The organism is Actinomycetospora aeridis, from assembly GCF_037400275.1.
Lineage (GTDB): Bacteria > Actinomycetota > Actinomycetes > Mycobacteriales > Pseudonocardiaceae > Actinomycetospora > Actinomycetospora aeridis.
In genome coordinates this window covers 261,718-273,071 of sequence record NZ_JBBEGL010000002.1, presented here as the reverse complement: position 1 = coordinate 273,071, position 11,354 = coordinate 261,718, and the positions used below count along the sequence as shown (strand labels likewise).

General features: G+C 72.0%; 19 protein-coding genes. 1 reads left to right on the top strand and 18 read right to left on the bottom strand.

The window, feature by feature from the left end:
* Positions 1 to 345 precede the first annotated feature (345 nt).
* Complete coding sequence (locus WCD41_RS06670) at positions 346 to 525, top strand: hypothetical protein (protein WP_337712617.1); 180 nt, start codon at positions 346 to 348, stop codon at positions 523 to 525.
* A 235-nt stretch (positions 526 to 760) separates the two neighbouring features.
* Here the strand turns inward: WCD41_RS06670 and WCD41_RS06665 are convergent, their stop codons facing one another.
* The 18 genes from WCD41_RS06665 to WCD41_RS06580 all read right to left on the bottom strand — a co-directional run bounded on the left by WCD41_RS06665 (position 761) and on the right by WCD41_RS06580 (position 11,345).
* Positions 761 to 925 carry a hypothetical protein gene (locus WCD41_RS06665; RefSeq protein WP_337712616.1) on the bottom strand — a complete coding sequence of 55 codons (165 nt, stop codon included), beginning with the start codon at positions 923 to 925 and terminating at the stop codon, positions 761 to 763.
* Positions 926 to 1,302: 377 nt separating this feature from the next.
* Positions 1,303 to 1,755 (bottom strand): hypothetical protein, encoded by a 453-nt coding sequence (locus tag WCD41_RS06660; RefSeq protein WP_337712615.1) that lies wholly within the window; start codon positions 1,753 to 1,755, stop codon positions 1,303 to 1,305.
* Between the two features lie 65 nt (positions 1,756 to 1,820).
* Complete coding sequence (locus WCD41_RS06655) at positions 1,821 to 2,300, bottom strand: hypothetical protein (protein WP_337712614.1); 480 nt, start codon at positions 2,298 to 2,300, stop codon at positions 1,821 to 1,823.
* The gene (locus tag WCD41_RS06650; protein ID WP_337712613.1) at positions 2,288 to 2,548 is read right to left on the bottom strand and encodes a hypothetical protein; all 261 of its coding nucleotides are present in this window, start codon (positions 2,546 to 2,548) and stop codon (positions 2,288 to 2,290) included. The genes WCD41_RS06655 and WCD41_RS06650 overlap by 13 nt, the downstream gene beginning before the upstream one ends.
* Entirely contained in the window at positions 2,545 to 3,060 is a 516-nt protein-coding gene (locus WCD41_RS06645) for a hypothetical protein (RefSeq protein ID WP_337712612.1), read from the bottom strand. Before WCD41_RS06645 ends, WCD41_RS06650 begins: the two co-directional genes overlap by 4 nt.
* The gene (locus tag WCD41_RS06640) at positions 3,057 to 3,407 is read right to left on the bottom strand and encodes a hypothetical protein (RefSeq protein ID WP_337712611.1); all 351 of its coding nucleotides are present in this window, start codon (positions 3,405 to 3,407) and stop codon (positions 3,057 to 3,059) included. Before WCD41_RS06640 ends, WCD41_RS06645 begins: the two co-directional genes overlap by 4 nt.
* Entirely contained in the window at positions 3,404 to 3,604 is a 201-nt protein-coding gene (locus WCD41_RS06635) for a hypothetical protein (RefSeq protein WP_337712610.1), read from the bottom strand. Before WCD41_RS06635 ends, WCD41_RS06640 begins: the two co-directional genes overlap by 4 nt.
* Positions 3,601 to 4,488, bottom strand: a complete 888-nt coding sequence (locus tag WCD41_RS06630) for a RusA family crossover junction endodeoxyribonuclease (RefSeq protein WP_337712609.1) — start codon at positions 4,486 to 4,488, stop codon at positions 3,601 to 3,603. Before WCD41_RS06630 ends, WCD41_RS06635 begins: the two co-directional genes overlap by 4 nt.
* On the bottom strand, positions 4,485 to 4,715 hold the full coding sequence (locus WCD41_RS06625; RefSeq protein ID WP_337712608.1) for a LexA family protein: 231 nt from the start codon (positions 4,713 to 4,715) through the stop codon (positions 4,485 to 4,487). The genes WCD41_RS06630 and WCD41_RS06625 overlap by 4 nt, the downstream gene beginning before the upstream one ends.
* Before the next feature lie 105 nt (positions 4,716 to 4,820).
* On the bottom strand, positions 4,821 to 6,071 hold the full coding sequence (locus WCD41_RS06620) for a DNA cytosine methyltransferase (protein ID WP_337712607.1): 1,251 nt from the start codon (positions 6,069 to 6,071) through the stop codon (positions 4,821 to 4,823).
* Positions 6,068 to 7,249, bottom strand: coding sequence for a DNA polymerase III subunit beta (locus tag WCD41_RS06615; protein WP_337712606.1), 1,182 nt, complete (start codon positions 7,247 to 7,249; stop codon positions 6,068 to 6,070). Before WCD41_RS06615 ends, WCD41_RS06620 begins: the two co-directional genes overlap by 4 nt.
* Positions 7,246 to 7,440, bottom strand: a complete 195-nt coding sequence (locus WCD41_RS06610; protein ID WP_337712605.1) for a hypothetical protein — start codon at positions 7,438 to 7,440, stop codon at positions 7,246 to 7,248. The genes WCD41_RS06615 and WCD41_RS06610 overlap by 4 nt, the downstream gene beginning before the upstream one ends.
* Positions 7,437 to 8,432, bottom strand: a complete 996-nt coding sequence (locus WCD41_RS06605) for a DNA-methyltransferase (RefSeq protein WP_337712604.1) — start codon at positions 8,430 to 8,432, stop codon at positions 7,437 to 7,439. Before WCD41_RS06605 ends, WCD41_RS06610 begins: the two co-directional genes overlap by 4 nt.
* Positions 8,420 to 9,886 carry a DEAD/DEAH box helicase gene (locus WCD41_RS06600; RefSeq protein ID WP_337712603.1) on the bottom strand — a complete coding sequence of 489 codons (1,467 nt, stop codon included), beginning with the start codon at positions 9,884 to 9,886 and terminating at the stop codon, positions 8,420 to 8,422. Before WCD41_RS06600 ends, WCD41_RS06605 begins: the two co-directional genes overlap by 13 nt.
* Positions 9,883 to 10,086, bottom strand: a complete 204-nt coding sequence (locus WCD41_RS06595; RefSeq protein ID WP_337712602.1) for a hypothetical protein — start codon at positions 10,084 to 10,086, stop codon at positions 9,883 to 9,885. The genes WCD41_RS06600 and WCD41_RS06595 overlap by 4 nt, the downstream gene beginning before the upstream one ends.
* Positions 10,087 to 10,179: 93 nt before the next feature.
* Positions 10,180 to 10,452: a zinc finger domain-containing protein gene (locus WCD41_RS06590; protein ID WP_337712601.1), complete on the bottom strand. Its 273-nt coding sequence runs from the start codon at positions 10,450 to 10,452 to the stop codon at positions 10,180 to 10,182.
* Positions 10,449 to 10,679 (bottom strand): hypothetical protein, encoded by a 231-nt coding sequence (locus WCD41_RS06585; RefSeq protein WP_337712600.1) that lies wholly within the window; start codon positions 10,677 to 10,679, stop codon positions 10,449 to 10,451. Before WCD41_RS06585 ends, WCD41_RS06590 begins: the two co-directional genes overlap by 4 nt.
* A 246-nt stretch (positions 10,680 to 10,925) precedes the next feature.
* Complete coding sequence (locus tag WCD41_RS06580; protein WP_337712599.1) at positions 10,926 to 11,345, bottom strand: helix-turn-helix domain-containing protein; 420 nt, start codon at positions 11,343 to 11,345, stop codon at positions 10,926 to 10,928.
* Between the last annotated feature and the right edge of the window lie 9 nt (positions 11,346 to 11,354).

Genomic DNA, 11,354 nt, shown 5'->3' with positions numbered 1-11,354 from the left:
GTGCACGCCCGGGTGCGTCGGGGCGCGGATCGCGTCGACGGTTCCGGAACTAGCGTCCGCACGGCGCGTCTCGCCTTCATGGCCGCGGTCGCGAGCGTGGCGCTGGGGGCGTGTGCCGGCCCGGTCCCGACCGCGCTCGCCGGCGTGACGGGGGAGCAGGTGGTGGTAACGCGGGTCGTCGACGGTGACACGGTGCGGGTAACGCAGGACGGCCGCGAGGTGGCTGTGCGACTGCTCGGGATCGACTCCTGCGAGCGCGGTACCCGTGGCGGCGGTGAGGCCACAGGCGAGGCGCGGCGTCTCCTGCCGTCCGGAACGCACGTGGAGCTCAGACAGGAGCCGGACGTGGACCTGGACCGGTACGACCGCCCGCTGCGCTACCTGCGCATGCCGGACGGGCGGGACTTCGGGCTCGTGATGGTGGCCGCTCGCCACACGGGTGTGTACCGCGACGGCGGGGACGCCTCCGCGCAGTACGTCGCCGAGCTGCGGGTTGCTGACGTGGACGGCCGCGACTGCGGCTGACTCCGGGCACACGACGGCCCCGCTCACCTCACGGGTGGGCGGGGCCTTTGTCGTCGTAGACTGGCTATTGCGGTCTCGGGAGATCGGAGTCGGTGCTGCCACCGTCAGCCGTTCAATCGGAGTCCCCTCCCGGACTGCCCGCCTTCGGCCCCCGGAGGCGCGTCACCGGTGCCGAAGGCCAGGGGCCGAGGAGGTACCCGCCGGCTGCCGCGTCACGGGGGGCCGTAGTGCGTTGTCAGACCGGCGGGAGCACGACCCGCGCGGGCGGTGCGGCGGGCGCCTCCGGGTCGGTGACCGTGACGCCGTCGACGAGGACGCCGGTGGTGAGCCACGCCCGGGCGCGGTCCTCGCTGATGCCGGCGGCCAGGAGACGGTCCAGAACGGTGAGGGAGTCGGTCACGGTCCGGACCGTAGGCGCATCGTCAGATGCGGCGCTGGTGCCACGCCCGCACCATCCGGGCGACCCGATGCGGGTCCAGGGATCCGTTGCACAGCGGGCCGTCGACGTACTGGCAGCACCAGATTGAGCCGTGGCAACGCCGCCGCGCTGGCCAGCGCCAGACCTTCACAGTCCGCCGCCCTTCCGCTTGCGCCGACCGCCGGAGCGGACGCGACGCGGGATGCTATGCCCGATGTGCCAGGCACGCTTCCCTGTGCCGTCCCGGCAGGTTTTGCACTGGTAGGGCCGAAGTTGGGTGGTCCCGGTGCGCCGAGCCAAGGACCGCGCCGCTGCTGCCGCCTGCCCCTCGAAGGCGTACCAGACCTTCGTGCAGGCCGTCATGCGACCCTCGTCCGGTCGCCGTCGTCGTCGAGCAGGTACCACCCGCCATCGGGATAGAGCACGCTCCACTGCCGGAAGTCCTCGCCCTGCGGCACCGACAGCCCGGATGCGGCGGCGTGGGTGTTCTTGTAGCGGTGCGCGAACCCGTGGCACCCGTAGGCGTTCCCAGGCCCGCAGATCGTGATCGCGTTGGCGACGTGGTCGAGCAGCCGTGACCCGCCCATGCCTTTGTTCGATCGGTGGTGGCAGTCGAGCGGCCCGGGGGAGCCGCACCCGACGCAGCGCCAGCCGTCGCGCTCCAGCGCGATCGGGCGGACCTGCGCCCACGTGAGGACGTCGGGATCGAGCCCTGAGCGCCGCTGCGCGCCGTTCCCGCCCTCCCGAGGGTGGGAGGTGCGGCGGATCGGCTCCGTGCGGCTCAGGCCCGTCTCGCTGCGCAGCGGTGTCACCCGGGACAGGTCGCCGCCACCGGTGAGGGGGGAATGGCGCTGGAGGGGGCCTGAGCGACGGAGGGTCATGCGCCAGCATTCGCCGTGCGCACGGCGGCCCGCATGAGCGCGGCCATGAAGGAGCGGGACACCGGCTCGGCCTCACGCTTCGGGGCCTGCCTGACCGTCCGCGCGCGCGTCGGTGCGACGACCAAGAGCCCCCAGTCCACGGGCAGCTCGTCCGTCTTCACGATCGACGCGTCCGGCACCACGACCCACCATCGGTCGCAGAATCGGCCGACCGCCTCGGCCTTGCCGAGATCCTTGAGCTCCCGCAGCCAGTCGGAGCGGGACACCTTCACCTCGTGGCCATGCAGCTCCCATCGCCCGGATCGCCAGGTGTCCATGACCACGGCGTCGGCGGTGCGCATGGCGTCGAAGCCAGCTGCGCTCCGAACGTGAGTGGCGAACACGTACCGCGGTCCGTTGCCAGGACTCACCGCTGTGTAGCGGCGGCGCAGCCACGCGAGCACGTCGGCCTCGGTAGGCGCGCTCATCGCGTCCACGCCCCCAGCCGTTCCAGGTGCTCCCGGGCGATCTCGGCGGCGTCCTGACGCCGCTCCTCGTCGTCCAGGCCCTCCGGGGACCGCAGGGCCACCGGGATCGGGTCCTGGGTCGGGGCGCCGTCACCGACCACCGTGCCCTGCAACCACATTCCGCGCGCGTGCACCCAGTGAAGCTCGATGCGGATGTCGGGCGGGCGGACCGCCGAGAAGCGCCAGCCGGTGTCGAGGTCGTCGAAGCGGACGGTCATGACGCTTCCGCTCGCCACTCGGCCGCCCACTGGAAGTCGACGTTCGCGATCCGGGCGCACTCCTGGTCCTCGTCCCGATCGCCGACCATCAGCGCCATGTACGGCGGGTACATCTCGTCGCGGTGGCGCTCGGTGAGCGCCAGTCCGGCCTCGATCAGCAGACCCGGCGCGGGCTTACGGCACCAGCAGCGCGCCATCTCGGGGTGCTGCGCCGCCGGGTGGTGCGAGCACCACGCGATCTTGTCGAACAGGCCGCCGGTCAGCTCGTGGGTGCGCAGCATCGCGGCCTGGACCTGCTCTGGGGTGACGTGGCCGAGCGCGATGCCGCCCTGGTTCGAGACGCCCACGATGCGGCCCCCGCCGCGCTTCCACGCCTTCATCAGCTTGATCACGCCGGGGAACAGCTCGACGTCCTCCGGGCCGTTCACGAACCGGCCCAGCTCGTCCACGCTCTTGCGGACGGTGCCGTCGAGGTCGAGCCACAGAACGGGGATGGCCGTCGCACGGGTCATGGCGTACTCCACGTCTTCGTCACGATGTCGCCGCTGCTCTGCCAGCGAACCCAGTACATGCCGCGCTCCAGGGCGTGTGCGACGTAGTTGTCGTGTCGGCGCAGCTCGCAGCGTCCGAAGTAGCCGTCGGGGCCCGCGTTGCGGGCGTGCAGGCGCGCGCGGCACTTCCGGCCGACCAGGAGGTCCAGTGGCCCGGCGATGCGCTCAGTGAGGCCGAGGTGGGATTCGCCCCAGCCTCCTTGACAGGTGCCGCAACAGAACCGCGTAGGTCCCTGACACTCGTCGTCCGGCGTGCCGCAGTCGCCGCAGGGCCCGGGCTCCTGGGGTGCCCATCGTCGTCGGCTCACGTCGGCCTCCCCTGCTCGTCGACCAGTCCGAGCATCGCCAGCGCCTCCATCAAGTCGTTGACGGTCCCGCCTGTGCGGGGCACCGCCTCGGCGACGAACAGCCGAGCCCTCGCCCGCTGCTCCTCGGTCGTGGCCGGGAACCCGAACTCGGCCCGCAGGCCGTCCTCGTAGCCCCACTGCAGGGCGCGGCCCGTCACGGCGTCTCCACCACCAGCGCGGGCCGGCGGGCGCTCTTGCATGCCTGGCAGCGGATGTAGTGCTTCTTCGTCGTCGGTCCGCCGCACGCGTCGCACTGGCCCTGCGCCCCGACTTTCCGCTGATCGCGCTGGGCCGCGATCCGGCACGGCGCTGAGCAGTAGGTTCTCTGGTTGGCCCGATGCAGCGACTGAGGCTTCCGGTAACTACCTCCGCATCGGACGCAGACCAAAGCGACCGTTGTGTGTCGGCGATAGCAGGCCCGCGTGCAGAACCGCTTGGGCTCGCCTCTCTGCTGTCGTCCTCGGAAGGGCTCGCCGCACCCCTCGCAGGTCCGGGTGGCAGCCAGGCGACGCGCCTCGGTGCGACACGTCGGCGAGCAGTACCGGCGTTTCCGCTCCCACGAGGCGTAGGAGCGGTACTCGGACCCGCAGCCCTCGCACACCATCCGGATGTAGTCGGGGAGATCGCCAGTCAGGTACAGCTCAACCACCGTTCGGGGCTGATCCGAGCCGTGCACGGTTCGGCCACTGACCTCGGTGACTTGGCTGTCGTCAGCCCACACGACTCCGTTCAAGGCATCGGCCACGAGCTTGATCAGGTTGTCGGTGTCGCGCCGCTGCCGCTTCTCGACGTAGAAGGTGCAGGCCAATCCGAACCCACTGCGATCGTCCGCCACGATCGCCTTCCCGCGCGCCGCTCGGTAGCGCCAGGCGATGACCTGCTCGGCCTCTGCGGCAGCCGTGGGCGTGTAGGCGCGCACCTTCGGCCCCTGGCCGTTGTATCGCGCCCGCGACTTCGGCATCGGCTCGCCGGGCACCTCGAACCGGAAGTAGCCCTCAATCTCGTCGGTCTCCCGTCGGAGACGGCCCTCGAACGTCGTCACGACGACCTCCTCGCCAGCACCCGCAGGCCCCGGGCCTCGCCCAGCGGCGGCAGCTCCACCCAGCCCGCAGCCGCCAGCCGGGCCACGTGGTGACGGACCGTCGACTTCGCCAGGCCGACGGAGTCCGCGATCTGCTGGTACGACGGCGGTCGGCCGTCCCGGACCTTGATCAGGTGCGCGAGCGCGTCGAACACGCGGCGCTGCTCCGGGGTGATGTCACGGGGCATCGTGGATCACCTGCCACGCACGGCTCAGGGCGTCCACGGGCCCGTCCAGCACCGCCGAGGCCAGGCCGGTGACGACGAGGGCGGCCAGGGAGGGACGGCGGGGCGTCATGCGGCCACCCCCGCCGTCTGATCGATCAGCAGGCGCCGCAGCACTGCAGCAGCGAGCGGCGGGGGAATCGCGTTGCCAACCTGCTGGTACTGCTGCGTCTTCGTGCCCTGCCAGGGGTAGTCGGACCTGAACCCCTGCAGCACGGCCGCTTCCTGGACCGTGACCCGCACCGATTCGCGGGTGAACTGCGCCTCTCCGCCCGCTCGGTCGCGATGACCGGGATGACCGGGATGACCGATGCGAGGATCGGCACAGACGGTGGTCGCAGGGCGGGTGTGGACCCACGCTGCGGTGCCCTTGCCCGTGATAGTCGCCGACGGCTCCGACGGCTCCCTAGGCACCAAGCCCGCGCTCTCGCCCGACGTCTGGCCAGCCGTGTACATCACCCACGACATGCGCGTCCCGGTGCCGCCGTCCCCGCACGTCACCGTGAAAGCGGGCGCGTCCATCGGGCGCGACTCCCGGTCGCCGTGCCGCTCGGCCAACCCTCGGCCGCGGTCCCTCTTGAGTGCGGCGCCGTCCCAGCCGAGCGCCTCGGCCATGGACACCCACCGCGGTAGCGACCCGAACAGGCTGTCGTCGTCCCGTTCGCTGTGCGTCGCCTCCGGCGCGCGAGCGGCCTGACCGTCGCGTCGGGCGATGAGGATGGCCCGCCGGCGGGTCTGCGGCACCCCGTAGTCGGCGCTGTTGAGGACGCCGCACCACACCGAGTAGCCCAAGCCGCGTAGGACATGCGCGAGGTGCTGCCAGAGGGGTAGCACCTCCGGGACCTGCTCGAGCGCGATCCACCGCGGCCGGAGTGCGAGCGCCCACCGAAGCGGCTGCAGCGACAGCGCCGACATCGTGCCCTGAGCGCTCGCCCACTCCTCGGCGGACTCGGGCTTCGGGGCGTGCGGGAACAGGATCGCCTCGGCCTTCTCGGCGATTCCTGCGGGCACTTCGCCGTCGCCGCGCGCCATCCGCGTCATGGCCTCGCACAGCAGCGCGATCAGCTTGCGGCCCGCACCGGAGCCCGCGCTGGAGAACGTGGGGCACGGCGGGCTCTCCACCAGCCCGTCCACGGGCCCTTCTCCGATGAGGTCGACGGGGACGGCGGCGATGTCCGCGCGGACCCTGATGTGCCCTGCGGCTTCGGCGGTACGGCACGCGGCCTCGGCAAGCTCGATCCCGACCAGGGGTCCGTCATAGCCCGCCTTGCGGATCGCCTCATCCCATCCGCCAGCACCCGCGAATCCGTCGATGATCATGCCGCCACGCTCGCGGCGTCGGTGCGGCGGACCGCCATCACGGTGTGCCTGTAGGCGGGCAGCGGCGTGCCGTCAGGCTGGCACGGGCGCAGCAGCACCGCCTTCGCCGCCGACGGAAGGTCCAGGCGGACATGCTCCGAGCCCGCCCCGTCGATCGCCTCCCGCAGGTACTGGGCGTTGAGGCGCTGGACGACCTCCTCGCCGTCGTGCGCGGCGACGTCGGCGACGTGCTCGGCCTGCCCGTCGTCCCCGCCCGCGGTGATCTCGACGCCGTCGGCGGTGAACCGCAGGTCGAGCGTCCCGGCGTCGGGCAGCATCACCGAGGCGCGCGTCATCGCGGCGCGGAGGTCGGCGACGGCCACCGTGCTTGAGGCGACGAACGAGTGGCCCTTCTTGTCGGGGGTCATGTCGAGGTTGCGCCAGCGCGGGTAGGACTCGGCCAGCAGCCGCGTCGACAGGGTGCGCTCCGCGGTCCGGACGCCGAACGTGCCGGCGCTGGCCAGCAGCTCGACCTCGCCGGACGTGCCCGCCACGGCGCCGGCCGCGAGCCGGACGGCGGGGGCGGGCACCAGGACCTGCTCGAGGCCGGGTGCGGGCGTCCAGTCGACCTCGGCGACCGCGAGGCGCCAGCGGTCGGTGGCAACCAGCGTGAGCGGCCCGTCGGCCACACCTTCGATGGCGACACCGCCGAGGGCCTTGATGGTGCCCTGGTGGTCGTTCGGCACATCGAGCACGCGCTCGGTCGCCGCAACGAACGCCGCAGCGTCCACCCGCCCCACCGCGTCGACGTCCACCGGCATCGCCGGGTAGTCGTCGATCGCCAGCGTCGGCATGTCCCACCGCGAGCGGCCGGCGACGATCGCGCAGCGGCCGTCGCTGCCGACCTCGAGCACGATCGGCGTCTCGCCCGACCCCAGCGTCTTCGCCACCGCGGCGAGCAGCCGCCCGGACACGAGCACCCGGCCGGGCTCGTCGACGGTGAGCACGCCATCGGCGAGCCGCGCGACCCCGGCGGTGTCGTAGTCGAACGCCGAGAGGCTGACCTCGTCGCGGTCGACGTCGCTGGTGGCCTCGATCAGCACGCCGCCCAGCACGGGCACCGTCGGGCGTCCCGGCACGATGCGGGCGACCCACCCGGCGGCCGAGGACAGCGCGCCGGCGGTGACGGTGGCCTTCACCGGGTCACCGCCTGCGCCTCGGCGGGCTTCTCGTCGGCGGCCGGGTCGACCAGCCGGCGAGAGAACGGCGGGAGGGCGAACGCGTGGCGGTCCACGTGGCCCTCGCGGTCCACGACGACGTAGCCCGGCCGGTCGGGCCATTCGATCGTTACGGCGTCGGCCGCGTCGCTGACGTGCACGGTGGGGCTCATGCCGGGGTCTCCTCGGTGGTGAGGTCGAACAGGGGCTCGGGCTGGTCGGCCGGGTTCTCGCGCTGCTCGGCGGCGGCCGCGAGGTTGCGCAGCGCCTGGCGGTAGTAGCTGGGCTTGAGCTCGATCCCGACGGCCTGACGGCCCATCAGGACGGCCTCGTGGACCTCGGAGCCCACGCCCATGAACGGGGTGAGGACGCGCTCGCCGGGGTTGGAGAACAGCTCGAGGCCGCGGTCGATGACGTCTAGCTGGAGCGGGTGGACGTGCTTCTCGTCCTCGTCGTCGCGGGCCTCGCGGAACGGCAGCACCCGGTCGAGGCGGACGTCGTCCCAGAACGCGGAGGCGTACTGACGCCACACCCAGTGCGAGAAGCGGTTCTCGGTCTGCTTGCCGGTCCACCCTCGGTAGCGCAGGACCTCGGCCGGCGGCGTGCGCTCGCCGGCGTACTCGAGCAGGCCCACCGGGTGCTCGATCGGCACCGGGTTCTCGCCCTTGCGGCGGAACCCGAGCAGGTAGTCGGCGTTGGCGACCGAGCAGCGCGAGGAGTCCTCGACGATGGTGCGGTGGGCTAGGCCCTTGGCCATGGTCCGGTTGCGGACCGTCAGGGGCTCTTTCCACACGTGGTAGCGCGCGGCGTAGGTGAAGCCGTGCTGCTCGTGCAGGCGGATGATGTCGCCGGGGAAATCGGTGAGGCTGTCGCCGCGGCCGGTGTTGCTGTTGGGGATGTCGGTGCAGTGCACCAGCGTCCACCGGCCGGGCATGGTGATCCGGGCCAGCTGGGCGACGACGAAGCCGTAGTGCTCGAGGAACTCGGGGTAGCTGCGCGCGTTCGACAGGTCGCGCTCGCTGCTCGTGTAGTGGAACAACCCGGCGAACGGCGGGGAGTACAGCGAGCAGTGGATCGAGCCGTCCGGGTAGGACGGCAGGACCTCGAGGCAGTCGCCGTTGTAGACCGCGTGCCGGTCGGTGATCTCCTGGTTCAAGACGCCCACGGGGGCACCTCCACGGCGTTGGGGTGCTCCTCGGAGCGGCGGATGGTGAGCGCGTCGCGCATGTGCGCGGTGAGCGCGTCGAACATGCGGTCGGCCTGACCGGCCTTCCGCTCGAGGCTGTCGAGCGAGGCGCGGCCGCCCTCGGTGACGATCCGGTGGACGGTCACCGGGTCCTGCTGTCCGTAGCGCTGGAAGCGGTGGACCAGCTGGTAGTACTGCTCCCACGAGTGCGACGGGAACACGGTCGTGTCGTGGCAGTGCTGCCAGTTCAAACCCCAGGCCCCGACGCTGGACTTGGTGACCAGGCAGCGGATGTCACCGCGACCGAACGCTGCGAGCTTCTCCTCCTTGGCGTCGATCGGGTCCGAGCCGGACACCTCGACCGCGCCGTCGATCAGCCGCGTGAGCAGGCGGCCCTCGTCGTTGAGCTGGCACCACGCCACGGCCACGTCGGCGTCGGCCAGGACCTGGGCGGCGAACTCGCAGCGCTCGGTGATGGTGCGGCGCGACTCCTCGCGCTGCTCGTGCAGACCCTGGGCGGGGACGTCGAAGAGCGCACCCTCGCGCGTCTCAGTGGCCTCGATGACGTGGGTGCGCTCGTTGAGCGGCGGTAGCTCGTACCCGTCGTCGGAGAACCCGAGGTCGGACGGCCGCCGGACGGCGCGCGCCCACGAGGCGACCCAACGCCAGAACGCGTCCTCGGCGTGGCCCTTGAGCCGGTAGGCCTGCCGCTCCATCGCGGCCGGCGCCCCGTGGGTGCGCCGCCATCCGACCCGATGGGTGGAGGTGTGCATCGCGTTGGTGAAGAACCGGGCGAGCATGTCCATGAAGCCGAGGTGACCGAGAGCCTCGCTCGAGGTGCCGAGCTCGGTGTAGTCGTTCGGGGCGGCCGTCGCGGTGTCCAGCAGGCGGTACTGGTGGGTACGGAGGAACTCGGTGACGAGCGCGCGCCGCTTGCCGTCGAAGGCCTTGAGCGCGCTGGACTCGTCGCACACGACTCCGCCGAACCGGTGGGTGTCGAAGTGCTCGAGGCGCTCGTAGTTCGTGATGGTGATGCCGGCGGGCACCGACCCGTCACGCGAGGTCCCGGCGTCGTGCCCGAACTTCCCGGCCTCGTGCTCGAGCTGGAAGGACACCGCGAGCGGCGTCAGGACGAGCACCGGCTTGCCGGTGTGCCGCAGCACGTTCTCCGCCCACGCGAGCGCCATGGGGCTCTTCCCGAGCCCGCAGTCGGCGAACAGCGCCGCGCGTCCCTGGCGGACGGCCCACTGGACGAGGTCGCGCTGGAAGTCGAAGAGGTGGTCGGGCATCGCGGTCGGCTCGAACCCGCCTGCCGCGTCGAGCTGGCGGCGTGCAGCCAGGAATGCCGAGAACGACGGCCCAGCGGCCACGCTCGCGGCCGAACCCGGGTCTCCGAGGGTGGAGACACCCGCGAGGGAGTCCACGGCGGTCACGACGCCACCGCGCACGCCGGGTCCCCGCACAGGCACCGGTGGATCCGCACCTTCGGGTGCGACGCCGGGGTGACGAACGCGGGCGGCAGCACGCACCGCCCGCCGCGGCGCTTCACGACCCGCGTGGACGGGTCCCAGCGCCCGGCCCGCCCGCACATCGAGCAGTCGACGTCGAGGGCCGGGCTGATGGTGGTGGGCATGGCGCCCCTCTCCGTTCTCGGGTCGCCCATGCGGGCGGCCCACGTGGACGATGCTACTACATGTGCGTGCACAACGCACAGGGCGAGCGACGGCTAGTCGGCGAGGTGGTGCGACGGCACCGGGAGCAGCTCCACCCCGGCGTCGCGGAGGCGGACGTCGTGGGCGGCCTGGTGGCGCAGCGGCTGTCCGGTCAGCAGGTTCCGGCACGGCTCGCCGGCCTGGGCGCCGCAGCGCCACGCGCGGTCGTCGCCGTCGCGCTGGGCGCGCTTACGGGCGGCGCGAGGACGCAGCTGCTCGGGCAGCACGTACGCACACGGGTGGCGCTCGGCTTCGACTCGGGCCATGTCGAGCTCGCGGTCGGTCACGCGAAGTCCTCGGCGAGGGCCGAGCCGTAGACGTTCACGGCTCGGACGATGAGGTTCGCGGCGGCGTAGGTGGGCGCCTCGCAGGTGCAGTGGCCCTCGGCGCACACGACCATCACCCTGGGCGGCTTGCCTTCGGCCACTCGCCACGGGAGTGGGTAGTGGTGCTCGGGAGTCGGACGCAGCACGGCGGCGTCGGCCGCCTTCTCGTCGTAGGTCGCGTACTCCATCGCTGGGTCTCCTGTTCTCCGCGCGCACGCGGGTGGTGGTCAACCTGCTCGGGTCGAGTTGCAAGGGGAGGAGGCCGTCAGGCCGCGGGAGATATCGAGGGCAAGGCGCGGAGCGCCGCGGCAGCGGCTGGTTCAACTTCAGGTGGTTCCCCTTCAGGTACTTCTCGCCCGTTCTGCGGGGTCATGGGTCACCCCTCAGAGCGGGGCACCCGTCACCCGTTTCTAGGGGTGACCCCTCAGACCGGGTCATGTCCCCTGACCTGCAGAGATCTCCCCGTGGCGCACCGGGCCGGAGTAGCCCTCGGGAGGGCTCTCGTGCACGGTGTAGATGTTCCGACGCCCCGTCGGAGTCCGGACCACCGTGACCTCGACGGCGCCCAGCTCCGTCAGCTCTCGAATGGCCTGACCCACCGTGTCGGCCTTCTTCGTGCGCGCGAGTGCGGCGAGGGTTCGCTGCGACGGCCACGCCCGCTCGTCCCCACGGGCCCGGTTGCAGTGCATCCGCAGCAGCCAGTAGACGCGCGTTGCGAGGTGCGAGACCTCGGAGAGCGCGACCCAGTCGCCGACGGTCGAGTACGGGAACCGCCGCCCCGTCTCGACCATTGTCGGATCGCTCGGGTCGAACCGCTCGGGCATCGGTGTCATGCGCTGCTCCGTGGTGCTCACGGGTCCGGC